13 protein-coding genes are annotated in these 17,100 nt (G+C 73.4%); all 13 read left to right on the forward strand.

Features of this window, described 5'->3' with window-relative positions; all coding sequences use genetic code 11:
* The 13 genes from Q1K26_RS16525 (at window position 1) to Q1K26_RS16590 (ending at window position 16,976) form a co-directional block, all read left to right on the forward strand.
* Window positions 1–1,209 (forward strand): NAD(P)-binding protein, encoded by a 1,209-nt coding sequence (locus Q1K26_RS16525; RefSeq protein ID WP_300013183.1) that lies wholly within the window; start codon window positions 1–3, stop codon window positions 1,207–1,209.
* The gene (locus Q1K26_RS16530) at window positions 1,206–1,982 is read left to right on the forward strand and encodes a GntR family transcriptional regulator (protein WP_300013186.1); all 777 of its coding nucleotides are present in this window, start codon (window positions 1,206–1,208) and stop codon (window positions 1,980–1,982) included. The genes Q1K26_RS16525 and Q1K26_RS16530 overlap by 4 nt, the downstream gene beginning before the upstream one ends.
* Window positions 1,979–3,121: a DUF3500 domain-containing protein gene (locus Q1K26_RS16535; RefSeq protein WP_300013189.1), complete on the forward strand. Its 1,143-nt coding sequence runs from the start codon at window positions 1,979–1,981 to the stop codon at window positions 3,119–3,121. Before Q1K26_RS16530 ends, Q1K26_RS16535 begins: the two co-directional genes overlap by 4 nt.
* A 141-nt stretch (window positions 3,122–3,262) precedes the next feature.
* Entirely contained in the window at window positions 3,263–5,044 is a 1,782-nt protein-coding gene (locus tag Q1K26_RS16540; RefSeq protein WP_300013192.1) for a helix-turn-helix domain-containing protein, read from the forward strand.
* A gap of 145 nt (window positions 5,045–5,189) precedes the next feature.
* A complete protein-coding gene (locus tag Q1K26_RS16545; RefSeq protein ID WP_300013195.1) occupies window positions 5,190–6,059 on the forward strand; it encodes a xanthine dehydrogenase family protein subunit M in 870 nt (289 codons plus the stop codon).
* A 5-nt stretch (window positions 6,060–6,064) separates the two neighbouring features.
* A complete protein-coding gene (locus tag Q1K26_RS16550; protein WP_300013198.1) occupies window positions 6,065–6,568 on the forward strand; it encodes a (2Fe-2S)-binding protein in 504 nt (167 codons plus the stop codon).
* Window positions 6,565–9,003: a xanthine dehydrogenase family protein molybdopterin-binding subunit gene (locus tag Q1K26_RS16555; protein ID WP_300013201.1), complete on the forward strand. Its 2,439-nt coding sequence runs from the start codon at window positions 6,565–6,567 to the stop codon at window positions 9,001–9,003. The genes Q1K26_RS16550 and Q1K26_RS16555 overlap by 4 nt, the downstream gene beginning before the upstream one ends.
* A 91-nt stretch (window positions 9,004–9,094) precedes the next feature.
* Window positions 9,095–9,865 carry an SDR family NAD(P)-dependent oxidoreductase gene (locus tag Q1K26_RS16560; RefSeq protein ID WP_300013204.1) on the forward strand — a complete coding sequence of 257 codons (771 nt, stop codon included), beginning with the start codon at window positions 9,095–9,097 and terminating at the stop codon, window positions 9,863–9,865.
* 8 nt (window positions 9,866–9,873) lie between these two features.
* Window positions 9,874–10,560, forward strand: a complete 687-nt coding sequence (locus Q1K26_RS16565; protein ID WP_300013207.1) for a cyclase family protein — start codon at window positions 9,874–9,876, stop codon at window positions 10,558–10,560.
* Window positions 10,561–11,281: 721 nt separating this feature from the next.
* Window positions 11,282–11,941, forward strand: coding sequence for a hypothetical protein (locus Q1K26_RS16575; protein WP_300013213.1), 660 nt, complete (start codon window positions 11,282–11,284; stop codon window positions 11,939–11,941).
* Window positions 11,942–12,216: 275 nt separating this feature from the next.
* Window positions 12,217–13,740, forward strand: a complete 1,524-nt coding sequence (locus Q1K26_RS16580; protein WP_300013254.1) for a catalase — start codon at window positions 12,217–12,219, stop codon at window positions 13,738–13,740.
* Between the two features lie 84 nt (window positions 13,741–13,824).
* Complete coding sequence (locus tag Q1K26_RS16585; protein WP_300013257.1) at window positions 13,825–15,150, forward strand: ATP-grasp domain-containing protein; 1,326 nt, start codon at window positions 13,825–13,827, stop codon at window positions 15,148–15,150.
* Window positions 15,147–16,976 (forward strand): CocE/NonD family hydrolase, encoded by a 1,830-nt coding sequence (locus Q1K26_RS16590; RefSeq protein ID WP_300013260.1) that lies wholly within the window; start codon window positions 15,147–15,149, stop codon window positions 16,974–16,976. Before Q1K26_RS16585 ends, Q1K26_RS16590 begins: the two co-directional genes overlap by 4 nt.
* The last annotated feature ends 124 nt before the right edge of the window (window positions 16,977–17,100 follow it).

The following is a 17,100-nucleotide window of genomic DNA, read 5'->3' on the forward strand; positions in this document are numbered from 1 at the left end:
GTGCGGGCGACCGGGTCGGCGGCGACGGCGATGCCCGGCGTCGCGGTCGTCGGCGGCTCGCTGGGCGGGCTCACCGCCGCGCTGCTGCTGCGCGACATCGGCTGCGACGTCACGGTGTACGAGCGCTCGCGCGAGACGCTGCAGGCCCGTGGCGCCGGTATCGCGGTGCTGCCGGAGACGCTGCGCTACCCGGTGGAGCGCCTCGGCGTGCCGGTCGGCCGGATCACCTCCAGCACGGAGTGGATCCGGTTCCTCGACCGCGGCGGCTCGGTCCGCCACGCCCAGCGGCACCGGTACCGGTTCTCCTCGTGGAACACGATCTACGGCACGCTGCTCGGCGCATTCGGTGCCGAGCGGTACCTGCTGGGCCGCGACATGACCTCCTTCGCTACCGACGGAGCGGGCGATGTGCGGGTGCGCTTCGCCGACGACGACGAGGTACGCGCCGAGCTGCTCGTCTGCGCCGACGGGATCGGCTCGGTCGCGCGGGCGGCGTTGCTGCCCGAGGTCGGGGCGCGCTATGCCGGCTACGTCGCGTGGCGGGGGACGGTGCCCGAGCGCGAGCTCGACGGTCCGGCGTTCGAGGTGCTGCACGACGCGCTGACCTATCAGGTGCTGCCCGGCAGCCACGTACTGGTCTACCCGATCCCCGGACCCGACGGGGCGGTCGGCGTGGGGGACCGGCTGATCAACATGGTCTGGTACCGCAACGTCGCGGAGCCCGACCTGCCCGCCCTGCTCACCGACCGGGACGGGCAGCCGCGGCCGGTGTCGTTGCCGCCGGGGTCGGTGCGCGACGAGCTGGTCGGGGAGTTCCGGAGCTCCGCGGCGGCGCTGCTCGCGCCCCCGATCGCCGAGGTCGCCGCCCGCATCGGGCAGCCGTTCGTCCAGGCCGTGTTCGACATCGGGGTGCCGCGGATGGTGTTCGGCCGGGCCTGCCTGCTCGGCGACGCCGCGTTCGCCGTCCGCCCGCACGCCGCGGCCGGCACGGCGAAGGCCGCCGAGGACGGCTGGGTCCTGGCCGCCGAGCTCGAGGCAGCGGGCGGGGATGTGCCGCAGGCGCTCGCGGCCTGGGAGGCCGCGCAGCTCGCGCTGGGCTCCCGGCTGCTCGAGCGCAACCGGGAGATCGGCGACAGCTCCCAGTTCACCGGCACGTTCCGGCCGGGCGACCCGCGGTTGATCTTCGGTCTGCACGGGCCCGGGCGATGACGCGCGCCGTGGCGCCCCTGCCGGCACCCGGGGAGCCGGTCGCCCGCCCGCTGGTCGTCCCCGGCGGCCGCGACGCCACCGACGTCATCCACGCCGACCTGCGCGGGCGCATCCTGTCCGGGGACATCGCTCCGGGGACCGGCCTGTCCCAGGCCCGGATCGCGAAGGAGTGCCTGGTCAGCAGGGGCCCGGTGCGTGAGGCCTTCCGGCTGCTGCAGCGCGAGGGCCTGATCGAGGTGGAGGTCAACCAGCGGGCCCGGGTCACGGACCTGTCCGTGGAGGAGGCGGAGCACCTCTACGCGCTGCGGGTGTCCAACGAGACGCTGGCCCTGGGGTTGAGCGTGTCCCGCTTCAGCCCCGCGGATCTCGACGAGCTCGACCGGCTCGTCGACGAGGTCGCCGCGGCGCAGGACCGGGGCTTCGACCGGTGGGAGGCCCTGCACCACCGCCTCCACATGCGGCTGGTCGCCCACGCCGGGCGGCGGATGCTGCACTCGGTGACGCTGTGGGCCGAGCACACCGGCCGCTACCGCAAGGTCTACGTGGGCCGGGACGGCAGCGGCTGGACCCTCGGGGCCCGCGAACACGCCGAGCTCGCCCGGCTGTGCCGCGAGCGCGACGCGCGGGCGGCCGCCACGCTGCTGGCCCGGCACCTGTCGCGGGCCGGGCTCGCCCTGATCGCCTCGATGGACCCGGCGCACGAGCCGGCCCTGCTCCGCGCCGCCATCCGGCAGGCGCTCGCCGCCGCCGCCCAGGGAGGGACTCCGCCATGACGCGACCCGACACCCCCGTCCCCGTCCCCGTGGCCGTCGCGGACCGCATGGCGGTCGCGGCCCGCGCCTGGTTGGACACGCTCGACACCGACCAGCGGGTGCTCGCCCACTGGCCGGGCCCGGCCGCGGAGCCGGAGTCCGAGGCGGAGCGGCTGCGCTGGTACTACACGCCCACCGATCACGGCGGCCTGGCGATCGGCGCCCAGCGCCCGGCCCAGCAGGGTCGGGCCATGCAGGTCGTCGCCGCGGGGACGTCCACCGCGGGCTACGTGACCGTCGCGGCGATCATGGGCCTGGAGAACGTGCTGGACCACGTCGAGGACTTCGCCGTCGACTGGGGTCGCGAACGGGGCCGCGACCCGGGCCTGTACTACCTGCGGGTCTTCGGCGAGCCGGGCCCGGTCGGGGTGTGGGGCTGGCGGTTCGGCGGGCACCACGTCTCGCTCAACGTGCTTGTCGTCGACGGCGTCGTCCGCTCCACCACACCGTGCTTCCTGGGGGCCGACCCCGCGTCGTCACCACTGGTCGGAGGCGGTCTGCTGCGCCCGCTGGGCCGGGTGGAGGACCTGGCGCGGGAGCTGGTGCGCTCGCTCTCGCCCGAGGCCGCGGCCCGCGCCGTGCTGCTCGACCGCGCCCCGAGCGACATCGTCGGCGGCAACCGCAGCCGCATCGCGCACGGCGACGAGATGATGGCGCTGCCCGACATCTGGCGCGGGCACTTCACCGAGGAGCGGCTGCGCGAGCGGGTCACCGCCATGAGCGCGACGGCGGAGGAGGCCTCCGGCCTGGACGCCGCGGACCACCGGTTGCTGGCCCTGACCGACGAGCCGAAGGGTCTGCCCGCCACCGCGCTCGACGCGGCCCAGCGCGAGATCCTGCGCGGCCTGGTCGCCGCCTACGTCGGGCGCGTGCCCGCCGGGCTCGCCGCACCCGTCGACGAGGACGCCGTCCACTTCGCCTGGGCCGGGCCGACCGAGCCCGGGGCGCCGCACTACTACCGGCTGCAGGCGCCACGGCTGCTGCTGGAGTGGGACGACACCGCGCGCGACGCCAACCACGCGCACTCCGTGTGGCGCGATCCGGGGGCCGACCTCGGGATCGACGCGCTCGCCGCGCACCGGGCCGCGCACCACCGCTGACCGGCGGCGGCGTGGATGACGGCGTCCGGCCCCTTGCGGGTCAGCCACCGCAGGGTCACCGTGCTGGGGTGGGCACACCGGAGGCGCCGTCGACCCTGCGCTCGTGGATGAGCGCGGTGGGGGAGATCGCGCGGTCGGTCAATGCCGCCGAGCCGCTGGACGGGGGTGCTGGCCGGGGTCGCCGAGCAGGCCAGCGCGCTGATCGGTTTCGACCACTGCGCGGTGTGGCTGGCCGAACCCGGCGGGGCGCGACTGCGGGTGGCGGGCTCGTGGGGGCTGTCGCGCGACTACGTCGCCCTCGTCAGCGACACCGGGTCGTTGCTCATCCACCCGGCGGGCCCGCAGCTGGACTCGCCCGCCGCCGAGGCCTACCGGGCCGGGCGCACCGTCACCGTGTCCGACGTCGGGAACGCGGCGCGGTACGGGCGCCTGCGGCACCTGGCGCCCACGCAGGGGTACCGGGCGCTGATCGCGGCACCGCTGCACGCCCCCGACGCGGGAACCCTCGGCGCCGTCGTCGGGTACTCGGTGGCCGCCCGGGAGTTCGGTGCTGCGGACGTGGACCTCGTCGAGTTGCTGGCCGACCAGGCCGCGCTGGCGTGCGAGGCGGCGCGGCTGCGCAACGACCAGCAGAGCGTGATCATCGCGTTGTCGCGGACGAACGCGGAGCTGCAGCGCAGCCGCGCCCTGACCGAGTGGGCGGAGCAACAGCACCGCGCGCTCATGCGGCTGGTGCTCGACGAGGTCGGGTTGGCCGGGCTGGTCACCGCGCTGGCCGACACGCTCGGTGCGTCGATCACGGTCGAGGACCGCCACGGCAGGGTGCTCGCCCGGGCACCCGTCACCGGCTACCGCCCGCCGCCGGACGCCGCCGCGCGGCGGCGCAGGCCGGTCCGGTCCGCGCTCGAGGCCCTCGACCGCCGCAACGAGGTGGTGGAGGTCCGCGTCGACCGCTCGGGCCGCCCGGGTGCGTCGGCCGTCGGTCACCCCGTCGGACGCGACGGCGTCTGGGTGGCGCCCGTGGTGGTCGGCGGCGAGCTGGCCGCGCGGCTGTGGGTGACCAACCCGCGGGCGGCGCCCGCACCCGTCGAGCGCCGGGTGATCGAGCGGTTCGCGCTGGTGGTGGCCCTCGAGGTGCTCAAGGCTCAGTACCTGGTGGACGTCGAGGAGCGGCTGTCGGGAGACCTCGTCGGCGACCTGCTCCACCCGGGCGGGCCGCAGCACCTGCAGGGAGTGCTGGACCGGGCGGCCGCGCTGGGGCACGACCTCGCCCGCCCGCACGTCGTCGCGGTGCTGGGGCTCGACCCGCCCGGGCCGTCACCCCGGCTGACCGAGGTCGTCCGAGCGGCCGCCCGGCCGGGCGCGACGCCCCTCGTCGGGCCGCACGAGGACGTGCTCGTCCTGCTGTTCCCCGACGGTCCCGGTCTCGACGACGTGCTGCGCGGCGTCCTCGCGCACGTCGAGCAGGCCCACCCGGAGCGGACCGCGACGATCGCCATCGGTCCGGTCGCGGACGGCCCCGCCGAGCACGGGTCCGCCTACCGCGTGGCCCGGGGCGCGGTCCGGTTGCGTCGCACGGTCCGCCCCGGGGGGCTCGTCGACGTCCGCGACCTCGGCCTGGCGGCGTTCCTGCTGGAGGAGGGCGCTCCCGACACCCTGCGCCGGTTCGCCCGGAACCTGCTGCGGCCCGTCGTGGCCCACGACGACCTGCGCGGTGGCGACCTGCTCCCGACGCTGCGGGCGTGGCTCGCCGCGGGCTGCTCGACCTCGGCCACCGCGCGGGCGCTCGTGGTGCACCCCAACACGGTGGGCTACCGCATCGCGAGCATCGAGAAGCTGACCGGGCGCAGCCTCCGCGGCACCGACACCCGGTTGGATCTCCAACTCGCCCTGACCGTGCGCGACATCGTGCGGATCGAGTAGCCACCGGCGGGCCTGTGGGCCTGCCCAGGACATCGCCGGTTCTTCTGGGCGACCACCCATGGCCCGCCGGCCCGCAGGCTCGACACGATCGACGGGCGCCTGCGGTGGCTCGATCGGGCCGCCCACGGACGTCGAGGAGGTCGCCGTGAAACCGCCCCCGTTCCACTACGCCGCGCCGACGAGCGTGGCCGAGGCCGTCGCGCTGCTGGGTGAGCACGCCGACGAGGACGCCCGCGCGCTCGCCGGCGGGCAGAGCCTCGTGCCGTTGATGAACTTCCGGCTGGCCCAGCCCGGCTACCTGATCGACCTGCGGCGCATCGAGGAGCTGACCCGGATCCGTACCGAGGGTGAGACGCTCGTGATCGGGGCGATGGTCCGCCAGTCCCACGCCGAGCACTCGCCCGAGGTCGCCCTCGGCGCGCCGTTGTTGGCCGAGGCGCTCGGGTACGTCGCGCACCCGCCGATCCGCAACAGCGGCACCGTCGGCGGCAGCTTCGCGCACGCCGACCCGGCCGCCGAGCTCCCGGCCGTCGCGCTCGCCCTGGACGCCGCGCTCGTCGTCGTCGGTCCGCAGGGGGCGCGCACGATCCCCGCGGCCGACTTCTTCGTCGGCCCGTTCACCACCGCGATCGAGGCGGGCGAGCTCCTCACCGAGATCCGGTTCCCGCACCGGGACGGGGGGCAGGCCTTCGTGGAGTTCGCGCGCACCCACGGCAACTTCGCGCTGGTCGGGGTCGCGTCGGTGATCGAGACGGACGGCGGCACGGTCACGAGGGCGTCAATCGCGATGAGCGGCGTCGCCCCGGTGCCGGTGCGCGCGCCCGCGGCCGAGCGGGCGCTGACCGGCACGGTGCCCGACGACGCGTCGATCCGGGCCGCCGTGGATGCCACCGTCGCCGAGCTCGCCCCGTCCGGGGACGCGCACGCCAGCACCGAGACCCGCACCGACATCGCCCGCAACCAGCTGCGTCGCGGCATCGAGCTGGCGCTGACCCGCGCCCAGGACCGGAGGTGAGCGGAATGGAACACCACGACGTCACGCTGACCGTGAACGGCCGCACGTCGACCGTGTCGGTGCAGCCCCGCAGGCTGCTCGTCGACGTGCTGCGCGAGGACCTCGGGCTCGTCGGCGCCCACATCGGGTGCGAGCACGGCGTGTGCGGTACCTGCACCGTGCTGCGCGACGGCGAGAGCATCCGGTCCTGCACGACCTTCGCCGTGCAGGTCGACGGCGCGCAGATCCGCACGGTCGAGGGGCTCGCCCGCGGTTCCGAGCTGCACCCGCTGCAGGACGAGTTCTGGGACAAGCAGGGCCTGCAGTGCGGCTACTGCACGCCCGGGATGCTCATGCGAGCCTGCGAGATCGTCGAGCAGAACCCGGACGTGACGCGCGAGCAGGCGCGCGAGGGCGTCGCGAGCAACCTGTGCCGCTGCACCGGCTACCAGTTCATCACCGACGCCGTGTGCGCCGCCGCCGCGCGGATGAAGGCCGACGCAGCCGAGACGAGCGGAGCACAGGCATGACGACCATGGACCGTCCGGACGCCCCGCCCGTCCGCACGCACAAGACCGACCGGAACTGGGTCGGCCAGTCGATCCGCCGCGTCGAGGACCCCAAGTTCCTGCGCGGCCGCGGCGGCTACGTCGGCGACATGACCGTCACCGGCATGCTGCACGCCGCCGTCCTGCGCAGCCCGCACCCGCACGCCCGCATCACCGGGATCGACACCGCCGAGGCGCTCGCCGCGTCCGGGGTGCACGCGGTGATCACCGGTGCGCAGGCCGCGCAACTGTGCGACCCGATGCCCGACTTCGGGCCGAACCCCGGGGCCCACACCTGGCGCTGCCTGGCCGTCGACAAGGTCCGCTACGTCGGCGAGGGCGTCGCGGTGGTGGTCGCCGAGAGCCGCTACCTCGCCGAGGACGCGCTCGCGCTGATCGACGTCGAGTACGAGCCGCTGCCCGCCGTCGTCGACCCGGAACGGGCACTGGCCGAGGATGCCCCGCTCGTCCACGACGACCTGGGCTCCAACTGCGCCTACGACCGCACCTTCGACTTCGGCGACGTCGAGCGCGACTTCGCCGAGGCCGACGTGATCGTCACCGACCGGCTGCGCTGGCACCGCTCGGGCGGGCAGCCGCTGGAGACGGTCGGCGCGATCGCCGACTTCGACCACGCCACCGGTGCGCTGACCGTGCACACCAACTCGCTGAGCTTCACCAGCTACCTGTTCATGGTGGCCGGCACCCTGAAGGTCCCGGCCAACAAGCTCGACGTCCGGCCCCTGCCGGCCGGCGGCAGCTTCGGCTCGAAGCTGTTCGCGACCAAGCCCGCGGTGATCGCCGGGATGTGCTCGCGCGAGGTCGGGCGGCCCGTGCAGTACCTCGAGGACCGCGTCGACAACATCGCCAACTGCGACCACCACGGCTCCGACCGCGTCTACGAGGTGCGCCTCGCGATGATGCGCGACGGCACGATCCGCGGCATCGACATCGACACCGTCGATGACTACGGCGCCTACATCCAGTTCGGCGTCGGCCACCACGGCAACGCGCTGGCCCAGGTCGTGGGGCCGTACGCGATGACGAGCGTGCGCTACCGGGTGCGCGCGGCACTGACCAACAAGAACCAGCAGGGCGCCTACCGGGGCTTCGGCTCCGAGGTGAACAACTGGATGCTCGAGCAGATCGTGGACAAGGCCGTCCGCGAGCTCGCCCTCGACCCGGTCGAGGTCCGGCGGCGCAACTTCATCCGCGAGTTCCCGCACTTCATCCCCACCGGCAACGTCTACGACTCCGGCGACTACGACGGCGTGCTGGACAAGGCGTTGGAGCTCTCGGAGTACGAGCACTGGCGCGGGGTGCAGGCGAAGGCCCGCGAGGAAGGCCGCTGCATCGGCATCGGGCTGATCACCGCGCAGGAGCGCTCGGTGTTCTCGGCGACGGAGTTCTGGTTCTGGTTCGACGAGCCCGGCGCACCGGTGACGTCGATGCCGGAGAGCGTGACGCTCAAGGTCGACGCCACCGGCGGCATCACCGCGACGCTGTACTCCTGCGCGTTCTGGGGCAACTCCCCGGAGACGATGGTGGCCCAGCTCGTCGCCGAGGAGTTCGACTGCGACCCGCACGACGTCTCGATCGTCTACCAGGGCAGCAAGAACGGCCTGCCCGCGACGGGCCCCGGTGGCTCGCGCACCACGGTGATGCTCGCCGGCGCGGTCGAGGGCGCCACCGCGAAGATCAAGGCGAAGGCGCTGCGCGCGGCCGCGCACCTGCTGGAGGCCAACCCCGACGACCTGGAGTGGGTCGACGGCGGCTACCAGGTCAGGGGCGTGGCCGAGCAGCGCAAGTCGCTCGCCGACATCGCCGTGATGCTGCACCTGTTCAAGCACAGCTTCCCCGAGGACATGGAGAGCGGGCTCGAGGACTCCAAGGTCTTCGACCACCCGTACACGACGATGCCCTCGGCCGACCGCACGGACCTCGGCGTCTTCTACCCGTTCATGGGCCACGCCTGCCACGTGCCGGTGGTGGAGGTGGACCTCGAGACCGGCGCCGTGTCCTTCCCCGCCTACGCCGCCGTGCACGACTGCGGCACGCTGGTGAACCCGCGCTCCCTGGCCGGGCACATCGTCGGTGGCACCGCGCAGGGCATCGGCACGGCGCTCTACGAGGAGTTCGTCTACGACGACGACGGCCAGCTGCTCACGTCCAGCTACCTCGACTACCTCATCCCCTCGGCGATGGAGGTGCCGGAGCTCACGATCGGACACCACGAGACGCCGTCGCCGTACACCCTGCACGGCATCAAGGGCGGCGGCGAGGGCGGCCGGATGATGGCCCCGGCGGCGATCAACGTGGCGGTCAACGACGCGCTGGCCCACCTCGGCGTCCGGGTGACCGAGCTGCCGATCACCCCGGACCGCCTGCGGGCGGCGATCCGGGCGGCCGGGGGCTGACGGTGATCCCGGCCCCGCCACGTTGCAGGAAGGCCACCTTGCCGCAACGTCGTTGCATGAAGGTGGCCTTCCTGCACTCGGGAGGGGTGCCGTGAGCGCGCGCGTCGCCGTCGTCACCGGCGCGGGCCGCGGGATCGGGCGCGCCGTGGCCGTCGCGCTGGCCGCGGACGGCTTCGCGCTGGCGCTCACCGCACGGGACCCCGCGACCCTGGCGGGGACCGCCCGCGAGGTCGAGGAGGCGGGCGGCACCGCGTGGGCGCTGGCCTGCGACGTGCGCGACGAGGACTCGGTGGCGGCGATGGCCGACGCCGCGCGCGGGCTCGGGCCCGTGCACACCGTCGTCGCCAACGCGGGGATCGCCGGGCCGACGGCGCCGCTGCACGAGATCACGCTCGCGGACTGGCGGGACTGCCTGGCCACCGACCTCGACGGGGTGTTCCTCACCTTCCGCGCGTTCGTGCCGGCGCTCGTCGCGGCGGGGGAGGGCAGCCTCGTCGCGATCTCCTCGATGACGGGCAAGCGCCCGTTGCACGGCCGCACGCCGTACGCGGCCGCGAAGATGGGGGTGATCGGGCTGGTCCGGACGCTCGCGGTGGAGCTCGGGCCGCACGGGATCCGCGTCAACGCGGTCTGCCCCGGTGCGGTGGCCGGACCCCGCATCGACGACGTGGTCGCCCGCCAGGCCGCCGCCCGCGGCATCAGCGCGGCCGAGGCGCTCGCCGCGTTCACCGGCGCGTCACCGCTGGGGCGCCTGGTCGAGGCGGGGGAGGTGGCGGCGGCGTGCGCATACCTCGCCTCCGACGTGGCGGCGTCGATCACCGGTGAGGACCTGAACGTGACCGCAGGCGTCGTCATGTACTAGGAGTGGACATGCAGCTGATCGATCTCTCACAGGACATCTACGAGGGCATGAAGGTCTACCCGGGCCACCTCAAGACCGTGCAGTTCGACCACGCCACGCACGAGGAGACCGCCCCGCGCTTCGACGGCGGCTTCTCGTTCCAGACCACCGGGTTCATGCTCAACGACAACGGGCCGACCCACGTCGACTCCTTCTCCCACCTCGACCCGGATCCCTCCGCGGAGACGATCGAGAAGATGTCGCTGGACCTGTTCTACGGCACCGCGGTGTGTCTGGACATCACCGGGTTCGCGCCGCGGACCGACATCAGCGCCGACGACCTCGACCGGGTCGTCGGCGACTCGCCGGTGGACGTGCGGCGCGGTGACATCGTGCTGTTCCACACGGCCACGTGGAACCGGTACAACGGCGACAAGCGCTACCTCAGCGAGTTCCCCGGGCTGGGCGGGTCGGCCAGCGAGTGGATCGTGGAGCGGGGGATCAAGACGTTCGGCGTCGACAGCCCGACGCCCGACAACCCGGCGAGCACCAGCTATCCGTGCCACATGATGTGCCGCCGCGAACACATCACCCACTACGAGAACCTGGCCAACCTCGACAAGGTCGTGAACACCCGGTTCACCTTCGTCGGGTTCCCGCTCAAGCTGCAGGGCGCCCACGGCGGGCCGACCCGGGCGGTCGCGCTGGTGGGGTGAGGCCGCGCCCGGTCGCGCGGCACAGGCGACGACGGGACACCGGGATCGCTAGGTGCGTCGCATGCCGCGGCGGTGAGCGCGAGCTTCGGGCCCCCTGGGGTCGTGCGGATCACCGAGGTCCCCACGCCCCGTCCCGGCCACGGTGAGCTGCTCGTCCGGGTGCACGCGGCGACGGTCAACCGCACCGACTGCGGCTACCGGGCGCCGCACCCGCCGTGGGCGCGGGTGTTCTTCGGGCTGCTGCGCCCGAAGGCGACGATCCTGGGCACGGAGTTCGCCGACGAGGTCGTGGAGGTCGGGGCGTTCCGTCCCGTGATCGACCGGACGTACCCGTTCGCGCGGATCGTCGAGGCGTACCGCCACGCCGAGAGCGGACGGAAGGTCGGCAACATCGTGCTGACCGTGATGCCACGCCGCCGCCGGCCCGGGCTGAGTCGACTCGCGCCGGTCGTTCGGCGGGTGCGGGACGCCGTTGCGTTCCGTGGGCCACCGCCCTGCCGGCGGGACATCTCCGGGGCTGTCCGGCACGCCCGCGGCCGGCCGGCTCCGTCCTTCCCCCGAGCCCGGATTCGAAACGTCGACATGCGACAGCAGGCCGTCGGGTCGGGAATGTCACGGATCGGTCACATCCGGGTTGATTGGCGTCGCGTCGGACATCCCCGGGTCGCCCCGCCCCGGGGCGGGCACGAACCGCGAACACATCCGACGAAGGAGGACGACCATGTCCGCAGACCCAGGATCCGGCGCCACCCGGGTCGGCGCGAGAGGCGGGGCCACCCACGACGGCTCGTACGCTCGCGCGGACACCGATCCGACCGCGGCGGCGGTGACGCCGTCCACGACGAGCGGCGACATCCGCCACGACCGCATCCGCTGGGGTGCGGTCTGGACCGGCGTCGTGACGACGGTCTCGCTCTACATCGTGCTGCAGTTGCTGTTCTTCTCGCTGGGCTGGCTCGACCTCGGCTACACCGGGGCCGAGAGCGGTACCGCCCGAGGCGTCGTGAGCGGCGTGCTCGGTCTCGTCGCGTTCCTGCTCGGCGGAATGGCGACCGGAGCATCGGCGCTGTGGCGCCGCGCGAACGACGGCATGATCAACGCAGTGGTCACCTGGGCCGCGGCGGTCGTGACGCTGCTCGTGCTGGCCCTGGTCGGCGGCGGTGCCCTGCTCGGCTCGCTCGCCGACGTGGTGGCGCAGTCGGTGAACCTGCAGAGCGCCCCGCCGAACGTGGACGTCGGCGGCGCCGTGCAGGCCGCGCGGCAGAGCGCGGGCTGGGCCGCCCTCGCCCTGGGCCTCTCGGTGGCCGCGAGCGGGCTCGGCGGCTCCCTCGGCGCGAAGCTGTGGCCGGGGCGCGGGGACCGGAACGCCGACCGCCGCTAGCACACCCGACGGCGATCCCCCCGGCAGCACCGGCCGGCATGGCCGGTGCTGCTCGGGGGACGTCGCTGCGCTGCGGCCCGCGCACCGCGCGACCATCCGCGCACGTACCGACGTGCGCGGGTGGCCGGACGGTGCGCGGTCGCCGGACGGTGCGCGCGTTTCGATCCGGCCGCCACCGGGCACGCCACTGGCATGTCCGTGAGTTCGCGGACCCGGTCCTGCCCGGACCGCCGGCAGCCGACCACCGCTCCAGTCCTGCCCGAGGAGAGCCAGCAATGACCGATCAGTCCACCCGTCCCACCACCACGGACGCCGGTATCCCGGTCGAGAGCGACGAGCACTCGCTGACCGTCGGCGCGGGTGGCCCGATCCTGCTCCAGGACAGCTACCTGATCGAGCAGATGGCGCAGTTCAACCGCGAGCGCATCCCCGAGCGGCAGCCGCACGCCAAGGGCAGCGGGGCCTTCGGCCGCTTCGAGGTGACCGGGGACGTCAGCGCCTACACCCGGGCCGCGGTGTTCCAGCCGGGGGCGACGACCGAGATGGCCGCCCGGTTCTCCACCGTCGCCGGTGAGCGGGGCAGCCCCGACACCTGGCGCGACCCCCGCGGGTTCGCGCTGAAGTTCTACACCTCGGACGGCAACTACGACATGGTCGGCAACAACACGCCGGTCTTCTTCGTCAAGGACCCGATGAAGTTCCAGCACTTCATCCGCAGCCAGAAGCGCCGCGCCGACAACAACCTGCGCGACCACGACATGCAGTGGGACTTCTGGACCCTGTCCCCGGAGTCGGCGCACCAGGTGACCTGGCTGATGGGCGACCGGGGCATCCCGCGCACCTGGCGGCACATGAACGGCTACACCAGCCACACCTACATGTGGGTCAACGCCCGCGACGAGGAGTTCTGGGTCAAGTACACGTTCAAGACCGACCAGGGCGTCGAGTTCTTCACCCAGCACGAGGCCGACCAGATGGCTGCGGCCGACACCGACTACCACACGCGTGACCTGTTCGAGCACATCCGCGACGGGCAGTTCCCGAGCTGGACGATGTACGTGCAGGTGATGCCCTACGAGGACGCCAAGGACTACCGGTTCAACCCGTTCGACCTGACCAAGGTGTGGCCGCACGGGGACTACCCGCTGATCGAGGTCGGCCGGATGACGCTGGACCGCAACCCCACCGACAACCACACCGAGATCGAGCAGCTGGCCTTCCAGCCCAACAACCTCGTGCCCGGGGTCGGGCCGAGCCCGGACCGGATGCTGCTGGCCCGGCTGTTCTCCTACGCCGACGCGCACCGCCACCGCCTCGGCGGCAACTACCAGCAGATCCCGGTGAACGCGCCGACCGCGCCGGTGCACTCCTACAGCAAGGACGGCGCGATGCGGGTGCAGAAGGTGTCCGACCCGGTGTACGCGCCCAACTCGAAGGGCGGGCCGGCCGCCGACATCTCCCGGACCGGGCGGATCCCCGGCTGGCAGGCCGACGGCGAGATCACCCGGGCGGCCTACGTCGATCACGCCGAGGACGACGACTGGGGCCAGGCCGGCACCCTGGTGCGCGAGGTCATGGACGACGCGGCGCGCGAGCGCCTGGTCGACAACGTCGTGGGGCACCTGCTCAACGCGGTCAGCGAGCCGCTGCTCGAGCGGGCGTTCGAGTACTGGCGCAACGTCGACAAGACCGTCGGCGAGCAGATCCAGGCCGGTGTCCTGGCCAAGAAGGACGAGAAGGACCCCAAGGTCGCCGAGCAGGGCAACCCGGCCCGCAGCTCGATGCAGGTCAAGGCCTGACCGCTCGGGAGCCGTGTCGCTCCGGGCCCGGGGACGGCCCGGGCCCGGCGGCATGTCCGCGACACCGGGGGGTACGGACCGACCATGGCTGACACAGGTGGACCCGTCCCGAAGAACGTCCTCGTGCTCGGGATGGACGAGCACAACCGGCGGGTCCTGGAGGCCATGCCCGACGCCGCCGGGTACCGCTTCCACGCGCTGCTGGGCGCCGAGGAGATGCTCATGCAGGAGCAGATCCCGTTCGCCGAGCTGCTCGACAGGGCCCAGCAGCGCGTCGACGAGTTCGACGGCACGGTCGACGCGATCATCGGGTTCTGGGACTTCCCGGTGAGCACGATGGTCCCGATCCTGTGCGAGCGCGCGGGGCTGCCCGGGGCGAGCCTGGAGTCGGTCGTCAAGTGCGAGCACAAGTACTGGAGCCGGCTCGAGCAGCAGGCCGTGATCGACGAGTACCCGCGCTTCGGGCTGCTGCAGCTGACCGATGCCCCGGAGCTGCCCGAGGGCGTCGGGTACCCGGCGTGGGTCAAGCCGGTGAAGTCCGCGTCCTCCGAGCTGGCCTACCGCGTCGCCGACGGCGACGAGCTCGCGCAGGCCGTGGCGCGCATCCGGGCGGGTATCGAGCGGATGGGGGAGCCGTTCGGGTACGTGCTCGACATGCTCGACCCGCCGCCCGAGATCGCGCAGGCGGGAGGTGACGCCGCGCTGGCCGAGGAGGCCGTCACCGGGGTCCAGGCGACGGTGGAGGGCTACGCGTTCGACGGCGGGATCCACGTCTACGGGGTCGTCGACTCGGTGACCTGCCCGGGCAGCCCGAGCTTCGAGCGCTACCGCTACCCGTCGACCCTGCCCGACGAGGTCACCGACCGGATGACCGAGGTCTCCCGACGGGTGATCGAACGCGTCGGGCTCACCGACGGGACGTTCAACATCGAGTTCTTCTGGGACCGGGACCGCGACACGCTGACCCTGCTGGAGGTGAACCCGCGCCACTCGCAGTCGCACGCCGAGCTCTTCGCCGACGTGGACGGCTTGCCCAACCACCACAGCCTGGTGCAGATCGCGCTGGGCCGCGACCCCGGGACGCCGAGCCGGGAGGGGGACTACGCGATCTCGGCGAAGTGGTTCGTGCGCCGGTTCACCGACGGGATCGTCCGGCGGGTCCCGACCGCCGACGAGATCGCCCGCGCCGAACGCGAGGTGCCGGGCTGTTCGGTGGACGTCGCCGTCGAGCCGGGGGACCGGCTCTCGACCCTGCACGACCAGGACGGCTACTCCTACGCCTACGCCTACGTACACGTCGGGGGCGCCGACGACGAAGACGTCGCGCAGCGCTACCGGCGCTGTCTGGAGGTGCTGCCGTTCGAGTTCGAGGACGTCGACGGGGACGACGTGCAGGGCGACGCGCGGTGAGGATCGTCGAGGACTTCCCCCACGACGTCGTCGAGGAGCAGGTGCGGATCCCGCTCTCCGACGGCGTCGCGCTGAGCGGTCGCGTGTGGCGGCCCGCGGGCTCGGACGCCGACCCGGCGCCGGCCGTGCTGGAGTTCATCCCCTACCGCCAGCGCGACCTCACCGCGGTGCGCGACTCCATGCACCATCCCTACGTCGCCGGGCACGGCATCGCCGGGGTGCGGGTCGACCTGCGCGGCAGCGGCGACTCCGACGGGGTGCTCACCGGCGAGTACCTCGAGCAGGAGCTGCGCGACGCCGAGGAGGTGCTCGCCTGGCTGGCGGGCAGGCCGTGGTGCTCGGGGCGGACCGGGATGATGGGCATCTCGTGGGGCGGCTTCAACGCCCTGCAGGTCGCGGCGCGGCGTCCACCGGGGCTCGGGGCGATCGTGACGGCCTCCTCGTCCGACGACCGCTACGCCGACGACGTGCACTACATGGGCGGCTGCCTGCTCACCGACAACCTGTCGTGGGCGTCGACGATGTTCGCCTACAACTCCTGCCCGCCCGATCCCGACGTGGTGGGGGACCGGTGGCGGGGCCTGTGGCTCGAACGGCTGCGCGGCAGCGGGCTGTGGCTGCAGGACTGGCTGCACCACCAGCGTCGCGACGGGTTCTGGCGGCACGGTTCGGTCTGCGAGGACTTCTCGGCGGTCGAGTGCCCGGTGCTGGCGGTGAGCGGCTGGGCCGACGGCTACTCCAACTCGGTGTTCCGGCTGCTCGAGGGCCTGGACGTGCCGCGCAAGGGCCTGGTCGGGCCGTGGTCGCACAAGTACCCGCACCTCGGGCAGCCCGGGCCGGCGATCGGGTTCCTGCAGGAGCTGGTCGCCTGGTGGGACCACTGGCTGCGGGACGCGGACAACGGGGCCATGGACGGGCCGATGCTGCGGATCTGGATGCAGGACAGCGTCCCCCCGTCGACGGCGTACACCGAACGGCCCGGCCGGTGGGTCGGGGAGCCGTGCTGGCCCTCGCCGCGCATCGAGACCGCCCGTCATCCGCTCGGGGCGTACCGCATCCACCCGGCCGGTGCGGCGCCGTCGCCGCCCACCGAGCTCACGGTCTGCTCGCCGCTGTCGGTGGGGCAGTACGCCGGCAAGTGGTGCTCCTACAACGCTCCCCCCGACCTGCCCTACGACCAGCGTGAGGAGGACGGCGGCAGCCTGGTCTTCGACGGCGCGGTGCTGGCCGAGCGGACCGAGATCCTCGGCCGTCCGGTCGCGGAGCTGGAGGTGACCGTCGACCGCCCCGACGCCATGATCGCGGTCCGGCTCTCCGACGTCGACCCGGACGGGCGCGCCACCCGGATCAGCTACGGGCTGCTCAACCTCACCCATCGCGGGGGGCACGCCGAACCGGAGGCGCTCGTGCCCGGGCGGCGCTACCGGGTCGAGGTGCCGCTCAACGCGATGGCCCAGTCCCTCGCGCCGGGACACCGGCTGCGCCTGGCGCTCTCGACGTCGTACTGGCCGCTGGCCTGGCCGCCGCCCGAGCCGGTCCGGCTCACGGTGCACCCCGAGCACAGCTGCCTGGTCCTGCCGGTGCGCCCCGACGGCCCGGCCGAGCCGCCGGTGCCGGTCTTCGGTGAGCCCGAGGCGGCGGCACCGGCCGCCACGACGCCGCTGGAGGTCGGGCGCGAACGCTGGGCGGTGACCCGGGACCTCATCGGGTACGAGTCCGCGCTCGAGGTGGTCAAGGACCTCGGCGTGCTGCGCCTCGACGGGATCGACCTGGAGGTGACCCGGCGGGCGGACGAGCGGTACAGCTGGACCGGTGGTGCGTCCTGAAAGCTGGATCAGGCCAGCGGGTGTGAGTCCCGCCTGGGTAGGTACCGGAGCGCCCAGTAGCAGGCCCCGGTTCGTCGGAGAGATCCGGCGGGCTGAGCGGGGCGTCGAGAGCCTCTTCGGAGGG

The organism is Pseudonocardia sp. (assembly GCF_029263155.1).
In the GTDB taxonomy this organism is placed as follows: domain Bacteria; phylum Actinomycetota; class Actinomycetes; order Mycobacteriales; family Pseudonocardiaceae; genus Pseudonocardia.